At 71.7% G+C, this 17,756-nt stretch carries 15 protein-coding genes and 1 pseudogene; 9 read left to right on the top strand and 7 right to left on the bottom strand.

The window, feature by feature from the left end; all coding sequences use genetic code 11:
* The first annotated feature begins 219 nt into the window (after positions 1 to 219).
* Both thrS and WMF28_RS32305 read left to right on the top strand, forming a co-directional pair.
* Entirely contained in the window at positions 220 to 1,419 is a 1,200-nt protein-coding gene (gene thrS / locus WMF28_RS32310; protein ID WP_437597264.1) for a threonine--tRNA ligase, read from the top strand.
* A 120-nt stretch (positions 1,420 to 1,539) separates the two neighbouring features.
* Complete coding sequence (locus WMF28_RS32305) at positions 1,540 to 2,973, top strand: cytochrome P450 (protein ID WP_437597262.1); 1,434 nt, start codon at positions 1,540 to 1,542, stop codon at positions 2,971 to 2,973.
* Positions 2,974 to 3,027: 54 nt separating this feature from the next.
* Here the strand turns inward: WMF28_RS32305 and WMF28_RS32300 are convergent, their stop codons facing one another.
* The gene (locus tag WMF28_RS32300; RefSeq protein WP_437597259.1) at positions 3,028 to 4,344 is read right to left on the bottom strand and encodes a cytochrome P450; all 1,317 of its coding nucleotides are present in this window, start codon (positions 4,342 to 4,344) and stop codon (positions 3,028 to 3,030) included.
* A 35-nt stretch (positions 4,345 to 4,379) separates the two neighbouring features.
* On the bottom strand, positions 4,380 to 4,766 hold the full coding sequence (locus WMF28_RS32295) for a Nif11 family protein (RefSeq protein WP_437597257.1): 387 nt from the start codon (positions 4,764 to 4,766) through the stop codon (positions 4,380 to 4,382).
* A gap of 250 nt (positions 4,767 to 5,016) precedes the next feature.
* On the opposite strand from WMF28_RS32295, the pseudogene WMF28_RS32290 reads away from it, so the two are divergent.
* The 4 genes and pseudogenes from WMF28_RS32290 to WMF28_RS32275 all read left to right on the top strand — a co-directional run.
* A pseudogene (locus WMF28_RS32290) lies at positions 5,017 to 5,136 on the top strand (sugar O-acetyltransferase); the annotation flags it as partial.
* 142 nt (positions 5,137 to 5,278) lie between these two features.
* Complete coding sequence (locus tag WMF28_RS32285; protein ID WP_437597256.1) at positions 5,279 to 5,599, top strand: hypothetical protein; 321 nt, start codon at positions 5,279 to 5,281, stop codon at positions 5,597 to 5,599.
* A gap of 321 nt (positions 5,600 to 5,920) precedes the next feature.
* The gene (locus WMF28_RS32280) at positions 5,921 to 7,252 is read left to right on the top strand and encodes an aminotransferase family protein (RefSeq protein WP_437597254.1); all 1,332 of its coding nucleotides are present in this window, start codon (positions 5,921 to 5,923) and stop codon (positions 7,250 to 7,252) included.
* A 92-nt stretch (positions 7,253 to 7,344) separates the two neighbouring features.
* Entirely contained in the window at positions 7,345 to 8,172 is an 828-nt protein-coding gene (locus WMF28_RS32275) for a Uma2 family endonuclease (RefSeq protein ID WP_437597253.1), read from the top strand.
* 12 nt (positions 8,173 to 8,184) lie between these two features.
* On the opposite strand, the gene WMF28_RS32270 is transcribed toward WMF28_RS32275, so the two are convergent.
* The 5 genes from WMF28_RS32270 to WMF28_RS32250 form a co-directional block, all read right to left on the bottom strand.
* Complete coding sequence (locus tag WMF28_RS32270) at positions 8,185 to 9,480, bottom strand: RNA polymerase sigma factor (RefSeq protein ID WP_437597252.1); 1,296 nt, start codon at positions 9,478 to 9,480, stop codon at positions 8,185 to 8,187.
* Positions 9,481 to 9,533: 53 nt separating this feature from the next.
* Positions 9,534 to 9,959 (bottom strand): YciI family protein, encoded by a 426-nt coding sequence (locus tag WMF28_RS32265; protein ID WP_437597251.1) that lies wholly within the window; start codon positions 9,957 to 9,959, stop codon positions 9,534 to 9,536.
* A 198-nt stretch (positions 9,960 to 10,157) separates the two neighbouring features.
* Positions 10,158 to 10,301: a hypothetical protein gene (locus tag WMF28_RS32260; protein WP_437597250.1), complete on the bottom strand. Its 144-nt coding sequence runs from the start codon at positions 10,299 to 10,301 to the stop codon at positions 10,158 to 10,160.
* 433 nt (positions 10,302 to 10,734) lie between these two features.
* On the bottom strand, positions 10,735 to 11,409 hold the full coding sequence (locus WMF28_RS32255) for a VTT domain-containing protein (RefSeq protein WP_437597249.1): 675 nt from the start codon (positions 11,407 to 11,409) through the stop codon (positions 10,735 to 10,737).
* 263 nt (positions 11,410 to 11,672) lie between these two features.
* Positions 11,673 to 13,199, bottom strand: coding sequence for a deoxyribodipyrimidine photolyase (locus WMF28_RS32250; RefSeq protein WP_437597248.1), 1,527 nt, complete (start codon positions 13,197 to 13,199; stop codon positions 11,673 to 11,675).
* Positions 13,200 to 13,469: 270 nt separating this feature from the next.
* Between WMF28_RS32250 and WMF28_RS32245 the strand changes: the two genes are divergently transcribed.
* The 3 genes from WMF28_RS32245 (at position 13,470) to WMF28_RS32235 (ending at position 17,718) form a co-directional block, all read left to right on the top strand.
* Positions 13,470 to 14,669: a hypothetical protein gene (locus WMF28_RS32245; protein ID WP_437597246.1), complete on the top strand. Its 1,200-nt coding sequence runs from the start codon at positions 13,470 to 13,472 to the stop codon at positions 14,667 to 14,669.
* Complete coding sequence (locus WMF28_RS32240) at positions 14,666 to 15,424, top strand: ferritin-like domain-containing protein (RefSeq protein ID WP_437597245.1); 759 nt, start codon at positions 14,666 to 14,668, stop codon at positions 15,422 to 15,424. Before WMF28_RS32245 ends, WMF28_RS32240 begins: the two co-directional genes overlap by 4 nt.
* A 173-nt stretch (positions 15,425 to 15,597) precedes the next feature.
* The gene (locus tag WMF28_RS32235) at positions 15,598 to 17,718 is read left to right on the top strand and encodes an alpha/beta fold hydrolase (RefSeq protein ID WP_437597244.1); all 2,121 of its coding nucleotides are present in this window, start codon (positions 15,598 to 15,600) and stop codon (positions 17,716 to 17,718) included.
* The last annotated feature ends 38 nt before the right edge of the window (positions 17,719 to 17,756 follow it).

Raw genomic sequence — 17,756 nt, 5'->3', positions numbered from 1 at the left:
GCGTCCCGCTTGACGAGCTCAGCGCGCCGCGATACGACTCTCCTCGTGAGCTACCATCTCACCGCGACCACGACGACCACGACCCGCACCGGCGGGCTGGGTCTCGTGTGCATGCGGTGAGCTGACGAACACACGAGAAACCAAGCCCCGCCGGGATCCGGACGGGGCACGTCGCTTTGCAGCGCTCCGTCTGGCCGGCCACCGCCGACGGAGACTGACATGCTCGACGAAGACGATCATCGTTATCTGGGCCAGCGCCTCGACCTGTTCCACCTGCAGGAGGAGGCGCCCGGCATGGTGTTCTGGCACGCGCGCGGCTTCACGCTCTATCGCCTCCTGGAGGAGGCGGTCCGGCGCCAGATGATGCGTGACAGCTATCGAGAGGTCCGCACCCCGCTGATCCTGCGGCAGGCGATCTGGAAGATCAGCGGCCACTGGGACAACTTCTCTTCCAACATGTTCCGGCTGTCCGAGGAGGATCACGCCGCCGCCATCAAGCCCGTGAACTGCCCGGGTCACATGCAGATCGTGGCGCGCATGGCGCCGTCGTACCGGGATCTGCCGCTGCGGATCGGCGAGCTCGGCATGGTGCACAGGGACGAGCCGAGCGGCACGCTGCACGGCCTCTTCCGCCTGCGGCAGTTCACTCAGGACGACGGCCACATCTTCTGTGTCGAGGAGCAGATCGAGGCCGAGGTCGTGCGCTTCGCGAGCGCGCTCCGCGACTTCTATGCTGGCTTCGGCTTTCACGACATGGCCGTCGGCTTCTCGACGCGCCCCGCCGAGCGCCACGGGAGCGACGCCGTGTGGGACCGGGCGGAGGCGGCGCTGTCCGCCGCGGCGAGGAGCGCTGGGCTCGAGTACCGGTTGCAGCCCGGGGAAGGGGCCTTCTACGGGCCCAAGCTCGAGTTCGTGCTGCGCGACCGGCTCGGGCGGAGCTGGCAATGCGGGACGATCCAGCTCGATCTCGTGCTGCCGGAGCGCTTCGATATCACCTATGTCGACGCGTCGGGCGCGCGCCGGCGACCGGCCATCCTCCACCGCGCGTTGTTCGGCAGCGTGGAGCGCTTCCTCGGCATCCTGCTCGAACATTACCGGGGCGCGCTGCCGCTCTGGCTATCGCCCGAGCAGGTCGTCGTCGCGCCGGTGACAGGCGCGCAGCGGGCTTACGCCGAGGAGGTCCTGCAGCGCCTCCAGCAGAAGGGGGTGCGCGCGATCCTCGACGCGGGCGACGATACGCTGTCGCGGAAGATCGCCCTCGCGCACGCGGCCTCGATCCCCCTCGTGGCGGTGGTCGGCAAGCGCGAGGCCGAGCGCCGCTCCGTGGCGCTCCGGGAGCGCGAGGGCGGACAGCAGCGCGAGTTCCCGCTCGACGAGGCGGTCGTCGAGGTCGTGCGGCGGTGTGAGCCGCAGGCCTGAGCGCGCGCCGGCGATCTCCCGGAACCGATCGCCGGCGCGCGTGTCGTAAGGATCCCCGGCGCCCGTCGGACCCCGGCCCGGGGACCCGTACGACAACCCTCGTCCCACCCACGGAGCCACATGGGATCTCTGCCGCCCGGGCCGAAGTCGTTCTACCTCGTGGACTACATCCGCTCCGGATTCATCTCTTCCGAGCCCATCTTCAAGCGCTACGCCGCCGAGCATGGCCCCACGTTTCGCGTGAAATCGCCGAGCGGGATGCTGACCATCACGGGCGACCCGGAGGTCATCCGCGCGGTCTACACGGCCGACCCCGACACGTTCGATGTCTGGGGCGCCGAGCTGACGGAGCCGGTCTTCGGGACGACCTCGGTGGTCGTGACGACGGGCGCCCGGCACCGGCGCGATCGGAAGCTGCTCGGGCCGCCGTTCAGCGCCGGCGCGATGCGGGGTTATGGCGGCGCGATCGCGGACATCAGCCTGGACGTGGCGTCGCGGTGGCGGCTGGGCCGCTCGTTCTCGATGCTCGAGGCGACCCAGGCGATCGCGCTCGACGTGATCGTCCGCGTGGTCTTCGGCGTGAAGGGCGAGGAGCGCGTCGGCAGGACGCGCGAGGCCGTGCTCGGGCTCATCGACTCGCTCAGCCCGAGCCTCTTCGTCGTCCCCGCGCTCCGGCGCGAGTTCGGCGGCTTCGGCCCCTATGCGCGCAACCGGCGCGCGGCCAGGGCGCTCGACGCGCTGTTGATCGAGGAGATCCAGCGGAGGCGCGCGGCGGGGGACGCCTCGCAGGACATCCTGGGCCTGATGATGAGCGCCCGCCACGACGACGGCGGGGGCATGAGCGACGTCGAGATCGCGGATCAGCTCCGCGCGATCCTGTTCGCGGGCCACGAGACGACGGCCATGTCGCTCGGGTGGGCGATGTACTGGCTGCACCGCGAGCCGGCCGTGCTCGCGCGCCTCGTCGCCGAGATCGACGCGCTCGGCCCGTCGCCCGAGCCGGACGCGCTCGCGTCGCTGCCGTACCTGGAGGCGGTGTGTCTGGAGGCGCTCCGCATCCACCCGCCGGTGGTGGACGTCGGCCGCGTCGCGAGGAGGCCGTTCCAGCTCGGGGTCTACACCCTCCCGGCCGGCGAGTCGGTCGCCGCCTCACCGCTGCTCCTGCACGGCCGCGAGGAGCTCTACCCGTCGCCCGAGCGATTCCGCCCTTCCCGCTTCCTCGATCGGAAGTTCTCTCCGTTCGAGTTCATCGCCTTCGGCGGCGGCGCCCGCCGGTGCCTGGGCGCGGCGTTCGCGATGTACGAGATGAAGATCGCCCTCGGGACGATCCTTGGGAGATACCGGCTCCGGCTCGAGAGCCAGGCGCCCATCCGCCACGTGCGCCGAGGGCTCACCATGGGGCCGAGCGGGAGCATGGCGATGATCCTGGAGGGCGAGCGGGAGAGGTCCAGGGTCGAGGGCCGTGCTGTCGCGGTTCAGGGCAGCCGGGGTGACCCGGTGCTCCAGGACGCCGCGTCGCAGCCTGCAGCGCGGTGCCCCAAGGGCTTCTCCTGAGCGCCGCTCGCCGGTCTCCCCCGCGCGTCGCGGGCCGGGGGCGCGCCGCGAGGTTCATCGAACGATCGCCGGGTCCCGGTCACGAAGGCCCGCGCTGCGGCGCCGCTCCACGAGGAGCGGCAATCCGTCCCGCGGCACGAGCGGCCGCCGGCCGCCGACGCCCGCCTCGTACCCTGCCGGCAGCTTGAACCGGAAATCCCGCACCAGCGCCGCCAGCATGAGCTTCATCTGCAGAACCGCGGTCCGCTCGCCGATGCACTTGCGCATCCCGAGCCCGAACGGAAGGTACGCCGCCGACGGGCGCTCCACGTGCCACGGCGAGCCCGGCAGAAAGCGCTCCGGGAGAAACGTTTCTGGATCTTTCCAGTACTGAGGGAGCCGCTGCACGACATAGGGGCTCACGAGGACCTCGTTTCCCGCGCTCACCGCGTGCGGCCCGTGGCGGAACGCCCTCCGCGCCTCGCGCGCCAGCACCCATACCGGCGGGTGCAGCCGCAACGTCTCCTGCACCACCGCCGATAGCAGCGGGGCGCGCGCCACCTCGGCTCCCCGCGCGCCGATCGCGTCGAGTTCCTCCTCGAGGCGACTCCGTACCTCCGGGCGCTGCGCGAGCTCGCAGAGCGCCCACGCCGATGCGGCGGCCGTCGGCACGTGCGTCACCAGCATCATGACGATCTCGTCGATCAGGGCCTGTTCGTCCATCTGGCCGGCGTCCACCGCGCGCACGAGCGGATCCAGCAGATCGATGGAGCCGAGGTTCTCTGCGGCCCTGCGATGCTCCGCCGCTTTCAGGATGGACGCCGCGAGCGCCTCCCTGGCCCGGTCATACGCCGCCTCGTCGTCCGCGGCGTGCCCGAGCCACGCCTCCACGCGGGGCAGCTCGGTCGCGATGTGCTCCACGACCCGCTCTCCCGCATCCCCGAGGAGCAGCATCGACGCGCTTCGCAGGGCGACGTCCTCGAGCACCGGCAGCACCGCGCGCGCCTCGCCTGCGCGCAGGCGCCCGAGCGCCTCGCGCACGACGCGCCCGGCGCCGTCGGCGCGCGCGAGGAGCGCCTCCCGCTGAAACGCCGGCGCGAGGGCTCGCCGGCGCTCCAGGTGCTCGCTCCCCTCGAGGCGGGCGACGCTCTTTGGATAGGCGTCCTGCATCCGGTGCGGCGGCGTCTTGTCCGTGAAGCCTTCCCGGTCCGAGAACACCCTCTGGATCGCGGCCGGATCCGAGACGGCAAAGCACGCCTGCAGCCCCAGCCGGAACCGGAAGAAATCGCCGTGCGCCAGCGTGCCGTCGAGCAGGAAGGCGAGAGGATCCGCACGGAACTCCGGCCAGGAGCCGTGCAAAGGGTGCCCTTTCGGACCGGGGGATCGGATCATGGCCAGTTCTCCTCGCTCGAGGGCGCGCGTGGTGTTCAGGAAGGCAGCAGAGCGCCGGCGTCCGAGGGCGCGCGGAGGCTCAGGTACACCGCCGCGTGGCTCAGGTCCGAGGGCGCGCGGAGGCTCAGGTACACCGCCGCGTGGCTCAGGTCCGAGGGCGCGCGGAGGCCCAGATAGACCACCGGAACCCCGAAGTCATAGGCCGAGGCGCCGGGCTCCGCGCGCACGTGCTCCTCGTAAGCCCTCGTGAGCTCCTGCGCGGTGCACGCGCAGCCCGCCTCGGCGGCGATCGCGAGGATGCGCGTCATGTCCCCGTCCGCCTCGGCCATCTTCTCCGCGAGGCGCTCGTCCACCTCGACCTGCGCCAGGAACGCGCGCGCGCCGCTCCTCTTCGCGTCTCCTGCCCTCAGCCCCTGGTTCATGCTCGAAAAACCGGTCGTAGCGAGTTGTCCGTCCATGTGCGCAAGACCTCCTTCAGGGTCTCTTGAGGTCACGGAACCGTGGCGGCGGTGTGCCGCGCGCGGTCCGTCGTCTCGCATCCCCAGAGCAGGTCCCGCGCCAGCGCCGCGGGCGCGCGAAATGGCCGATGGGGGCGGCCCTTGCGGGGCCCGTTGCGCGCGCCTTCGCGCGAGTTGCGCGAGCGCTCGCGCAACTCGCGCGGCCGCTCCTCCCTTCGGCGCCGGCACCGTGATCGGCGCCGGCAGCGTCGTCACCCGCGACATCCCGGGAGGCGTGTTCGCCGCCGGCAACCCGTGCCGCGTTGTACGCCAGCTGGACCAGCCAGGCGCATGAGGCGAGCCGCCGAGGGCTGAGCTCGCCAGGCCGGTCAAGGCCGGCCGACGCGGGCTATCCCGGCCCGGAGAGGCCGGGCCGGCTTGTGATCCGGGCGAACGGCTCCAGGTTGTCCTTCCATACCCGCTGTACGAGGAGAGCCATGCTGCAAAAGCCCATCGAAGGCGCGTGTTTCCTGTGCGAGACCGGCGCGGCGCGCTGGAACGATCCGGCGGCCGCCAGGGATCCTGCCGAGGCAGGCCACGAGAGGGAGGGCCTCGCGCGGCGGCTCGACGAGCTGAGGAGTGGGCGGTGCACCCCGGAGGAGCTCCGGTCCCACCTCCTGCAGATGTGCGCGATGTGCCAGAAGGTGCTGATGGATGTGGGCGAGGGGGCGACGAAGGAGGAGGTCATCTCCCGGCTCGAGTACTGCGTCGCGCGCCTGCGGGACGTGGCGCGCGCCGAGAGCGGCGCGGCGGGCTGAAGCCGCCGCGCGACTCCGCGGGCGGACATGGACGATCTGGGCGCCGGCTGCGGAAGAGCGGAAGATGAGGAGCGCGAGCGAGAGGGAGACCGACGTGCAGGCGAGGCGACAAGGACGGATCACGACCGTCCTTGTTCACGCGATCTCGCGAGGCGCCACGAGCGCGCTCGTGCGGTCCGGACATCGCGGGGCGACGGCGACGCGCCGCACGGAATCGCGGATGCGCCGCGCGGAACCGGGCGAGCGGCGCCGGGAAATTCGCGTGCGGGGAGGCGGGATCACCCACTACGCTGGGCACCTCCTCGAACCGCGAAGGTTGCCATGAGCGATGACATCGTCGAGCTGACCACGAAGCACACGTACGGTACCTGGCGCGCCCAGCGCGGCTGGAAGCCGATCCACGTCACCCGCGCGGAGGGCTGCGCGTTCTGGGATGCGTCCGGCAAGCGCTACCTGGACCTGTCCTCGCAGCTCATCTGCTCGAACCTCGGACACCAGAACGAGGCCGTGATCGAGGCGATCTGCGCGCAGGCGAGGCAGCTCGCCTACATCAGCCCGGCGCATACGTGCGAGGTGCGGGTCAGGGCGGCGCAGAAGCTCCTGGAGGTGATGCCGAAGGGGCTCGACAAGTTCTTCTTCGCGACGTCGGGCACGGAGGCGAACGAGGCGGCGTTCAAGATGGCGCGGCTTTACACGGGCAAGCACAAGATCATCGCGCGCTACACGTCGTACCACGGCTCGACGGCGGGCTCGATCGCCGCGACGGGCGACTTCCGCCGCTGGTTCATCGAGCCGGCGGGCAAGATCCCGGGCGTGGTGTTCGGCCCGGAGGTGAACTGCTATCGATGCCCGCTCGGCCGGAGCTACCCCGAGTGCGGCGTCGCGTGCGCCGACTACCTGGCTTACATGATCGACCACGAGGAGAACGTGGCGGCGGTGCTGATCGAGCCGATCGTGGGCACGAACGGCGTCCTCATCCCGCCGGCCGAGTACCTGCCGCGGATCGCCGAGGTCGCGCGGAAGCGCGGGGTGCTCCTGATCGCCGACGAGGTGATGAGCGGCTGGGGCAGGACCGGGAAGTGGTTTGCTGTCGATCACTGGGGGGTGGTGCCGGACATCCTGACGACCGCGAAGGGCGTGACGAATGCGGCCGCGCCGCTCGGGGTCGTGGCGACGTCCCGCGCGATCGCGGACTACTTCGATGACAACATGTTCCCTCACGGCCACACCTACGAGGCCCACCCGCTCACGCTGGCCCCGGTGGTCGCCGCGATCGACGAGTATCGCCGGCTGGACCTCCTGAACCGCGCGACGAAGATGGGAGAGATCGTGGGCGAGAAGCTCCGCGCCCTCAAGGAGAAGCACCCCTCGATCGGCGATGTGCGCGGGATCGGCCTGTTCTGGGCCGTGGAGCTCGTGAAGGACCGCGCGACGAAGGAGCCGTTCAACGTGCCGCAGGACAAGGCGGCCCGGCGGCCCCTCGTGGTCGACGCGGTCGTCGCCGAGGCGGCGAAGCGCGGGGTGTCGCTCATGGGGTGGGTGAGCCACCTGCTCGTGGCGCCGCCGCTCATCATCAGCGAGGCGGAGATCGAGGAGGGGATCGCGGCGCTCGACGCGGCGCTCGACGTCGCCGACCAGAAGCTCTCGGCCTGAGGCGCGCCGGGGGCCAGCTGATCCCCCGCGGCTGCCGGGCACGGCTGGCCCGACAGCCGCGGGGGATCGGGCTGGCGTGCTATGCTCGCCGTATGATGGCACGCACGAACGGCTTGCCGACCCGTCCGCCCCGGAACACGGGGCCGATCGAGCTGCGGGACTTCGGGCCGAACGGCCGCCGGCTGGGTACGCCCGACGACTGCTACGACGGCAGCCCGTGGGAGCTGCACCGCGGGGAGCTGATCGAGCAGATGGGGAGCAAGGACATCCATGGCATCGTGATGGCCCTCCTCGCTGCCCTGTTCCGCACGCACGCGCGCGAGGGGTTCACCGTGATGACGGACGTGTACTGCGACCTCAGCGACCCGGCGGGGCCGTCGCTCCGGGCGCCGGACGTGGTGGTCGTGGGCGATCTCTCGTCGCCGCGGAACGACGCCTACCGCGGCACGCCCGTGCTGGCCGTGGAGATCCGGGGCACGCAGTCGAAGCGCTACCTCGAGGAGAAGGTGAAGCTCTACCTGGAGCACGAGTGGCCGTGGGTGTGGATCGCGCACGCGGAGCGGCGGGAGCTCGAGGTCGTGCGGCCGGGGACGGCGTCGATCACCTACCGGCCGGGCGCCGAGGTGCCGCTCCTGCCGGAGCTGGGCAAGCACGGCCTCGGCGCCGTGCCGGTCACGGCGCTGTTCGAGGAGCGCGACGCGTCGCGGTTCACCGACGAGTGGGTGCAGGCGCGCACCCAGGCGCGCACCCAGGCGCGCGCGATCCTCGCGGTGCTCTCGGCGCGGGGGCTCGCGGTGCCCGAGGCGGTGCGGGCCCAGGTGCTCGCGTGCGAGGACCCGGCGGCGCTGGAGCGATGGCTGACCAGCGCGGCGACGGCGGCGAGCGGGGCGGCGTTCGCGGCGGCGGTGGACCGAGGGTGACGCCGGCGGCCGTCACCGGCCCGAGGGGGCCGGCGGCGGCGCCGAGCCGCGCGCGCACGCGGCGGCGCGCCCGAGGAGCAGCTCGCGCTCGCGTGCGTTGCGCGTGAGCGACGCGGCGCGCTCGAACTCCGCGCGCGCCTCGTCGAGGCGGCCGAGCTTCGCGAGGAGGTCGCCGCGCACGCTCGGCAGGAGGTGATAGCCCTCGAGCGCGCGCTCCGAGGTCAGCGCGTCGACGGCGGCGAGGCCCGCCGCCGGGCCGAGCGCCATCGAGAGCGCGACGGCGCGGTTCAGCTCGACGACGGGCGACGGCGTGACCTGGGCGAGCGCCGCGTAGAGCGCCGCGATGCGCGCCCAGTCCGTCTCCGCCGCGGTGCGCGCCCGCGCGTGGCAGGCGGCGATCGCGGCCTGGAGCGCGTAGGGCCCGTGCGCGCCGCCGAGCTGCTCGGCGCGCGCGAGCGCCGCGAGGCCGCGCCGGATCAGGAGGTGATCCCAGCGGGCGCGGTTCTGATCCAGGAGCAGGATGGGCTGCCCCGACGGGTCGACCCGCGCCCCGGAGCGGGACGCCTGGATCTCCATGAGCGCGACGAGGCCGTGGACCTCCGGCTCCTTCGGGACGAGCTCGGCCAGGATGCGGCCGAGGCGGAGCGCGTCCTCGCAGAGGGCAGGCCGCATCCAGTCGTCGCCGGCGGTCGCCGAGTAGCCCTCGTTGAAGACGAGGTAGACGACCTGGAGGACCGACGACAGGCGGGGGGCGAGGTCGGCCCCGCGGGGGACCTCGAAGGGGACGCGCGCCTCGGCGAGGGTCCGCTTGGCCCGGACGATGCGCTGGGCGACGGTCGGCTCGGGGACGAGGAACGCGCGCGCGATCTCCTCGGTCGTCAGGCCTCCGAGCAGGCGGAGCGTGAGCGCCACCTGGGCCTCGGTCGAGAGGACCGGGTGGCAGGCGGTGAACACGAGGCGCAGGAGATCGTCGCCGACATCGTCGTCGAGCGCGGCCTCCAGGTCGGGCGCGGCCATCGCGCGCTGGGCCTCGATCTCGTGGCCGAGCTCCTCGTGCTTGCGCTCGATCCGCTTGCCCCGGCGGAGCTCGTCGATGGCGCGACGCTTCGCGGTGGCCATGAGCCACGCGCCCGGGTTGTCCGGGACGCCCGACTCCGGCCACCGCTCGAGCGCGGTGACGAGCGCGTCCTGCGCGAGCTCCTCGGCGAGGCCGACGTCGCGCACCATCCGCGCGAGGCCGGCGATGAGCCTTGCCGACTCGATCCGGAAGACCGCGTGGATCGCGCGATGCGCGTCGGGAGCCGTCACGGCGCTCGATCAGAGCACCTTCCTCCGCCGGCGCAAGCCCGGGCGCGCCGCGGCTACTTCTTCGCCTCCAGCTGCGCCCGCAGGCGCTCGTCCTGCTCCCTGAGCTCGGGCGTGAGCACGGGGCCGAAGTCCTCGATATCGAACACCTGGCGGATCTCGATCTCGGACTCCTCGAGCATGGGGTTGGGGCAGCGCTTCACCCACTCGATGGCCTCTTCCTTCGAGCTCACCTTCCAGATCCAGAAGCCGGCGATCAGCTCCTTGGTCTCGGCGAAGGGCCCGTCGATCACGGTCCGCTTCTCGCCGGAGAACCGGACGCGCGCGCCCTTCGCGCTCGGGTGGAGCCCGTCGCCGGCGACCATCACGCCGGCCTTCACCAGCTCCTCGTTGAACTTCCCCATCTCGGTGAAGAGCTGCTCGCTCGGCATGACGCCCGCTTCGCTGTCCTTGGTGGCCTTGATCAGGATCATGAATCGCATGGTCGTGTCTCCTTGCTTCCGGGTGGAAGCCGGGCTTCCGGAGGGGCTCCGGCGGGGGTGAACCCTGGCTTCACCGTCACGACGAACAGGGGGCCACGGGATCGACACGCCGGGCGATCTTTTTTTTACGTTGCCATAAGTAATTGAAATTGTTATAGGATCTGCCGGATCGCCAGCCCGCCGCCCCGGGCCAGGGGCTCAGAAGCGGCTGCGCAGCAGCGCGTCGCCGCCGCCGCCCGGCAGGATCGCGGGCGCGAGGGCGACCGAGGTGCGCTGCTCTGGCGCCGTCAAGAGGAGCACCAGGCCAGCGCCGATCCCCGCGAGGCCGATCGCGCCGAGCACGGTGCCCGATCTCCCGCTCGCACAGCGCGAGGTTGTACAGGTTGCCGCGCGACGCATACAGCGCCTGGCCCTGGCGGAACAGCGGGAGCGTATCGCTGGAAGATCTCTTGTTCGCCTCAATCGAAGATCTCCCGATGACTCTTGGGCGTCTTGGGTGGGGTGGTCGCCGGCGGCGGCTTCGGCGGCGTGTGGGGCGCGGCGCTGCTCCCGGCTTCGAGGCACACGCCGGCAGCGCCGGCGAGCAGCGCCACGCGGTTGCGTGGCTTGCGGCTCCGCGTGGTGTTGCGCAGCAGCTCGTGGGAGCCTCGAGCACGGGGCCGACGTCTTCGTCGAGCCCCGTCGTCGATTGTCGTGGAGCGGTGCGGAGTGGAGCTGACTAGGCAGGGACGGGGCCGCGCGGCTGCCGCGCCCCCGCCGCGCCGGAAGGCGGCGATTACGGCTCGGTCCCGAGCCGCTCGGCGGCCTTCTTCTGCTGGAGCCGGTGCTTGACGGCCCCGAAGATGACCGGCGCCACCGAGACGAAGATGATCAGGTAGACGACCCGCTCGATCTGCTTCGCGTCGAAGACCTTGCCAAGGAAGTACCCGAGGAAGGTCATCGAGAAGACCCAGAGAACGCCGCCCACCACATTGAACATCGCGAAGCGCCGGTACGCCATCTGCCCCACGCCCGCGACCACCGGGGCGAACGTCCGGGCGAACGGCATGAAGCGCGCGAGGATGATCGTCTTGCCGCCGTGCTTCTCGTAGAACTTCTGCGTCGCGATCAGGTGATCCTTGCGGAACAGGAGCGACTGCTCGCGCGTGAAGATCTTCGGCCCGGCGCGCCGCCCGATCGAGAAGCCCACGGCGTCGCCGATGATCGCCATCGCCATCAGCGTGACGTTCATCAGGAGCAGGTTCTGGAAGTTCGTCAGATTGAGAGGGTTGATGAGCCCCGCGTTGACGAGCACCCCGGCCGTGACGAGCAGCGAGTCCCCCGGGAGGAAGAACCCGATGAGCAGCCCCGTCTCGGCAAAGATGATGATCATCAGGACGGGGTAGCCGCCCCACTCGAGGAGCGACTCGAGCTCCCTCAGCCTGCTGAAAAATTCACGAAGGAGTTCCACGCCCGCTCGATAGCTCACCTCGGCGGCCGCGTCGAACCCCGCGTGCACCCCTGCCAGGGCCCCCGCCGCCGGCGTCCAGGGTGGCCGTGCACACGAGCGCCGCCGGCCCGCGAGGCACCCCCACGCGGCGCGGGACGCCTCGCCGGCTCGCCGGGGCCCTCCAGCGCCAAGGGGGCGAGCTCCCCGGCCTCGCTCCCCGGAAATCCACGGGGGAGTGAGCCCCCGGCCGCGCCGGCTGACCGCGCCGGCGGTGGCCGCGCGCGCTACCGCGCATGGCGCGCCAGGTACTCCTTGAGGTGCAGCTTCCGGGCGGTGTTCTCGGACGACATGTAACGTATCGTGCCGAAGATCTCGCGCTCCGGACCCCACGCCCGATCGTAGCGGCCGAGCACCCAGAAGATGCCCGAGGTGGAGTTCGGGTCGCGGCCGTCGAGCGCATACCGATCGTTGAGCTCGATCATGACCTCGAGCGCCTCGCGCGGCGTCCGCGACCACTCCAGGATCTTCTTGCCCCAGAGCATGCGCAGGTAGTTGTGGATTCGACCCTCGCGGAGGAGCTCGACCTGCGCCGCGTTCCAGATCCGGTCGTGGGTCGCCCCGGCCGCGAGCGCCTCGATCGGGTAGACGCGCGGGCGCCTGTCGCGCGCGTGCTTCTCGAGCGTCGCGAGCGCCCAGTCCGGAAGAGACTCGTAGTCGGTCGGATCGCGCTTCCACGAGAGGCGCGGACCGTCTCCCTCGCTCGCCCCGAGCGCGAAGGCGTTGAACCCGAGCTCCCGCCAGGTGACGAGCTGCTCGAGGAACGCCTCGGCCGAGGCGCTCATCCCCCAGAACCCCTCGCGGCTGCCGCTCGGCCTCCGGACGCCGTCGTCGGGGCGGCCGAGCCGCTCGGCGCGGAAGCCCTCGCGCCGGGCGACGGCGGCGAAGACCTCGTGCGCCGCGAGGTGGCCGAAATGCAGGTACGGCGACAGGCCGCTCGCCGCGCCGGCGTCGGGGTGATCGCGCTCCTCCAGGTAGCGCGGGAGCCGCTCCGAGACGAAGCGCGCGAGCTCCTTGCCCGCCGTCTCCGGGCCGCCCCGGCGCGGCACCGGCGGGACGGCGTGATCGATGGGGAGCGCCGAGAGCGCGGCAGGGTCGCCCCCGAGCAGCGCCGGCGAGGCCGCCGGCCACCGCCGCGCGATCGCGCGGGGGAGGGGAGCCGCCGGCCGGAGCTTCGCCTTCCTCAGCGGATCGACCGCCGGCTGCGCGCCGAGGTGCTCGCCGATCACCCGCTGCCAGAAGATGCGGAACGAGCGCGCGGTCGTGAACACCCGATCGGCCGCGCGGATCGGCAAGAGGCCGTTCGAGTCCACCTGCTCCAGGCGGACCGGCACCTGCCGCGCCGCCGAGGCGACCATCCGGGGGAGAAAGAAGCACGGGTAGTCGTCCGTCACCACCACGCACGCCCGCGCCGCGAGCGCGCCGAGCAGACCCTTGCCGGCCCCCGCGGCGGGCTCGACATAGGGGTGAGCCATGACGCCCGCCGCCGCGAGGCGGCGCGCGTTGTCGGCCATGCCGTCGATCACGAAGCGATGGATCCTGTCGCTCGCCCAGCGGTGGCCGCACCGGAGCGCCTCCAGCACGACGAGCGGCCGATCGAGCTCCATCGACCAGGCGACCGCGCGCTCCAGACCGAAATTGTACCTTGTCCGGCGACTCGCGATCATCCAGTAAAGGACGTAGTCGCCGTCCTCGCGGACTGGCATCGCGTTGCGGGTGCGGAGCCGGAGCTCGGGGACGCTGCTCGAGATCACGCGACCTCCTCCACGGCCGGCCCCGCCGGCGAAGGTGGATCGGTGCCCTAGCACAGCCCGACCCGGCGCGCGCAGGACACCGCCTGGCAGGATCACCTGGAAGAGGCCGCGCGCGGGCCCGGCCTCTCGGGCGTCGCCCGCGCTTGCGCTGCAGGGAGGGCGGCCTCAAGTACCGCCGCAGCGGTCATGGCTCGGCGCGCGAGGCCTCGGCGCACGAGCACGGCGCGCGAGGCCTCGGCGCACGAGCACGGCGCGCGAGGAAGGGGCAACATGGCGCTCGATATCCTGAAAGAGCGGGGGATACCGCTCGACCGCCAGTCGTTCAACTGGCGTGATCTCGTCCAGGTGCCGTTCAGCAAGCTCGACGACGACGCCTTCACCCGGGTCCGCGTCATCCTGATGAACGGTATCGAGCTCGAGAGCGTGCGGTTCCTGCACAGCTTCGCGCGCATGAACCGGGATCTACGGCGCGTGCTCGCCCAGGTGCGGCGCGTCGACCACCACCAGGCCACGGTGGTGAACTGGCTCAGCCCGCCGGATCAATCGCCGCTGGAGACCACCATCGGATACGAGCAGGTCGCCATCGAGATCACCGCGCACGCGGCGCTCTCCGAGCCGGACCCGTACCTCGCGCAGGTCTATCGCTTCGGCATGCTCGAGGACTACGACCACCTGTATCGCTACTCGGCGCTCCTGGACCGCCTGGAAGGCAAGGACGCGAACAACATCCTGCAATCGTACACCGACGTGACGGTCGGCCGCCCGACCGCGGTGGAGCACCGCGCCCCCGAGGACGACGTGCGCGCGCCCTACGACCGCCGGACCGCGAGCGCGATCACGAAGCTCAACGCGCTCACCATCATGGCCGCCGAGCAGCAGACGCACAACTACTACCTCAACGTCGGTCCGTTCTTCGCGGACCCGGTGGCGCGGCTGCTCTACGCCGAGATCGCCTCGATCGAGGAGCAGCACGTCACCCAGTACGAGGCGCTCATCGACCCCGCGGAGACCTGGCTCGAGAAGTGGGTCCTGCACGAGGCCAACGAGGTCTACAACTACTGGAGCTGCCTCCAGCAGGAGCAGAACGCCCGCGTGAAGCGGATCTGGGAGCGGTTCCTCGATTACGAGCTCGGGCAGCTCCACGTGGCCATCGACCACTTCAACCGGATCGAGCGGCGCGACGCGGCCGAGATCCTGCCCGCCTCGCTCCCGGACCCGGTCTCGCACAAGAGCCACCGCCAGTTCGTGCGCGACGTGCTCTCCAGGGAGGTGCACCTGCGCGCCGTCGGCGAGGCCATCGTCGACCCGAACGTCGTTCCGGAGAGCGCCGCGACGCTCGCCTACCGGCAGCAGATGAACTCCGCCGGCTCGCCCTCCGAGATCGTGGCCGCGGGCTACCGGTTCACGCCGGGCACCGAGCTCTCGCGACGCGCCGAGAAGATCGACGGACAGAAGGAGGCGACGCCATGAAGCAGATCACGATCGGGACGAACACCACGGGTATCGCGACCTCGCCCCTCGACAGCAAGGAGCTCATCGAGTTCGCGCAGGCGATCCCGCCGAGCTCCCCCGGGAGCGAGGCCGACGCCGCGGCGGTGAGGAGCGAGTACGCGCGGGAGTCGGGCACCGTCGGGAGCGTGCCGCCGCCGGTGAGCCTCAAGGGCGTGGTCAAGGCGGCCGGGGAGCTCATCCAGGGCAGGCCGCCCGCGCTCCTCATCGACAAGCTCGGCGAGCGCCTCCAGTTCGAGCGCTCGGGTACGCGCCTCTACGAGGCGCTGATCACCAAGTACGACGCGGAGGGGAGCTTCGAGGGAGGCCCGACCCGCGCCGACCTCGAGGCGATCCGCGACGACGAGCTCCGGCACTTCGCGCTGCTGAAGCGCGCGATCGAGCGGCTCGGGGCCGATCCGACCGCGATGACGCCCAGCGCCGACGTGATCGGGCTGGCGTCGGCCGGCGTGTTCTCGGTCGCCGTCGAGCCGAGGATCAACTTCGGGCAGAGCCTGCAGGCGCTGCTCGTCGCCGAGCTCACGGACAACGACAGCTGGCGGATGCTCATCGACCTGGCGACCGCTTACGGCCAGGACGAGATGGCCGCCGAGTTCCGCGTGGCCGAGCAGCACGAGGTGCGCCACCTCGAGCTCGTGCGCGGGTGGCTGTCCTGCAAGCTCGCGCTGGAGGCGCGCGGCGAGCCCACCGCCACGACGCCGCAGCAAGCCGCCTGACGCCGGCCAGGCGTGCTCTCCGGGCGATCGGGGACGGTGGGAGGGACACGGCCGGGAGCGGTGAGAGGGACGCGGCCGTCGTAGACCGGCTTCCGGGATCTGGGTATGACGCTCGGGGCGCGGGCGTGGCGCATGCGGGGTGCGGCCGGCGGCTTCGCGCCCCGGATGAACCCATGGACCGACCCCAGAAGCTCCGATCGCTGTTCCTGCTGCCCCTCATCGCGCCGCTCGCCTGCGGCGGCGCTGCGGCGCCCGCGCCCGCGCCCGCGCCGCCCCAGCAGGCCGCCGCGCCGACCCCGGCCGCCCCGGCCGCCGCGGCGCCGGCCGCGCCGGCGAAGGCCGCGCCGCGCGCCGACGCGACGCTCCTGCCGCGGCACACGCTCTTCGGCAACCCCGATCGCGCGTCTCCCAAGATCAGCCCGGACGGCCAGCGGCTCGGGTTCCTCGCCCCGTCCGAGGGCGTGCTCAACGTGTGGGTCGGCCCGGCCCGCGATCCGGCCGCGGCCAGGCCGGTCACGAAGGAACAGGGCCGCGGCGTGCGCACCTTCCTGTTCCCCTACGCGAGCGACTACGTCCTCTATCGCCAGGACAAGGGCGGCGACGAGAACTGGCACATCTACGCAGTCGAGCTCAAGACCGGGCAGATCAAGGATCTCACGCCCTTCGAGGGCATCGCCGCGACGTTCGAGGGGGTGAGCCCGAAGATCCCGGACGAGATCCTTATCGGCATGAACGATCGGGACAAGAAGCTCCACGACCTCTACCGCGTCTCGGTCCGCACCGGCGAGCGCAAGCTCGTGCGGCAGAACGACGGGTTCGCGGGGTTCGTCGCCGACGGCGACTTCAAGGCGCGGCTCGCGGTGCGGATGACGGCCGACGGAGGCCAGGAGTACCTCGACGTCACCGGCAAGGAGCCGAAGCCCTTCGTCGCGTTCGGGCACGAGGACGCCGTCACGAGCGACGCGATCGGCTTCGACGCGACCGGCAAGACGCTCTATTTCCAGGACAGCCGCGGCCGCGACACCTCCGCGCTCGTCGCCCTCGACCCGAGGACCGCGAAGCCCGCGGTGCTCGCCGAGGACGCGAAGGCCGACGTCAGCGCGGTGATCGTCCACCCGAGGACGGGCAAGGTGCAGGCGGCGGCCTCCGAGCACGAGCGCAAGCGCTGGCACGTGGTCGACAAGAGCCTCCAGCCGGACCTCGACGCCCTCCGCGCGGTCGCCGATGGCGAGCTCGACGTGCTGAGCCGCTCGCTCGACGACACGCGCTGGACCGTCGGTTACACCGTCTCCGACGGCCCGGCCCGGTACTACCTCTACGAGCGCGGAACGAAGAAGGCGACGTTCCTCTTCACGAACCGGACGGCGCTCGAGTCGCAGCCGCTCGTGAAGATGCGGCCCGTCATCATCAAGGCGCGCGACGGGCTCGAGCTCGTGAGCTACCTGTCGCTCCCGCGCGCCGCCGACCCCGACGGGGACGGCAAGCCGGACCGGCCGCTCTCGACCGTGCTGCTCGTGCATGGCGGCCCCTGGGCGCGCAGCTCCTTCCGCCTCGATCCGATGCACCAGTGGCTCGCGAACCGCGGCTACGCCGTGCTGAGCGCCAACTTCCGGGGCTCGACGGGGTTCGGGAAGAGGTTCGTCAACGCGGGCGACCTGGAGTGGGCGGGCAAGATGCACGACGACCTGCTCGACGCGGTCGCCTGGTCGGTCGCGCAGGGCATCGCCGACAAGGATCGCGTGGCGATCATGGGCGGCAGCTACGGCGGCTACGCGACGCTCGTCGGCCTGACCTTCACGCCCGAGACCTTCGCCTGCGGCGTCGACATCGTCGGTCCGTCGAACCTCGTGACCCTGCTCGAGTCGATCCCGCCCTACTGGGCGCCGATGCTCGATCTCTTCGCCAAGCGGGTCGGCGACCCCCGCACCGAGGCGGGCCGCGAGCTCCTGCGCCAGCGCTCGCCGCTCCACCGCGCCGACAAGATCAAGCGGCCGCTCCTCATCGGCCAGGGCGCCAACGACCCGCGCGTGAAGCAGGCCGAGAGCGATCAGATCGTCAAGGCGATGACCAGCAAGGGGATCCCGGTGACGTACGCGCTGTACCCCGACGAGGGCCACGGCTTCGCCCGCCCGGAGAACGCCATGTCGTTCAACGCGATCGCGGAGACCTTCCTCGCGCAGTGCCTCGGCGGCTCCTACGAGCCGATCGGCAGCGACTTCCAGGGGGCGAGCGTCACCGTCCCCATCGGCGCCGACGTCGTCCACGGCCTCCCCGCGGCGCTCCCCCGGCCCTGATCCCCCCGCCTTCCGAGGCCCGCCTGCGCAGCGCGGCG

Source organism: Sorangium sp. So ce590 (assembly GCF_051521365.1).
GTDB lineage: Bacteria > Myxococcota_A > Polyangia > Polyangiales > Polyangiaceae > Sorangium.
Note: the sequence above shows the minus strand (reverse complement) of the source record. Positions and strands in the feature narration are given on the sequence as shown.

Excerpts from the sequence above, each read along its gene's own strand:
- thrS (WP_437597264.1), top strand. The coding sequence starts at position 220 with ATGCTCGACGAAGACGATCATCGTTATCTGGGCCAGCGCCTCGACCTG.
- WMF28_RS32305 (WP_437597262.1), top strand. The coding sequence starts at position 1,540 with ATGGGATCTCTGCCGCCCGGGCCGAAGTCGTTCTACCTCGTGGACTAC.
- WMF28_RS32300 (WP_437597259.1), bottom strand. The coding sequence starts at position 4,344 with ATGATCCGATCCCCCGGTCCGAAAGGGCACCCTTTGCACGGCTCCTGG.
- WMF28_RS32295 (WP_437597257.1), bottom strand. The coding sequence starts at position 4,766 with ATGAACCAGGGGCTGAGGGCAGGAGACGCGAAGAGGAGCGGCGCGCGC.
- WMF28_RS32285 (WP_437597256.1), top strand. The coding sequence starts at position 5,279 with ATGCTGCAAAAGCCCATCGAAGGCGCGTGTTTCCTGTGCGAGACCGGC.
- WMF28_RS32280 (WP_437597254.1), top strand. The coding sequence starts at position 5,921 with ATGAGCGATGACATCGTCGAGCTGACCACGAAGCACACGTACGGTACC.
- WMF28_RS32275 (WP_437597253.1), top strand. The coding sequence starts at position 7,345 with ATGATGGCACGCACGAACGGCTTGCCGACCCGTCCGCCCCGGAACACG.
- WMF28_RS32265 (WP_437597251.1), bottom strand. The coding sequence starts at position 9,959 with ATGCGATTCATGATCCTGATCAAGGCCACCAAGGACAGCGAAGCGGGC.
- WMF28_RS32245 (WP_437597246.1), top strand. The coding sequence starts at position 13,470 with ATGGCGCTCGATATCCTGAAAGAGCGGGGGATACCGCTCGACCGCCAG.
- WMF28_RS32240 (WP_437597245.1), top strand. The coding sequence starts at position 14,666 with ATGAAGCAGATCACGATCGGGACGAACACCACGGGTATCGCGACCTCG.
- WMF28_RS32235 (WP_437597244.1), top strand. The coding sequence starts at position 15,598 with ATGGACCGACCCCAGAAGCTCCGATCGCTGTTCCTGCTGCCCCTCATC.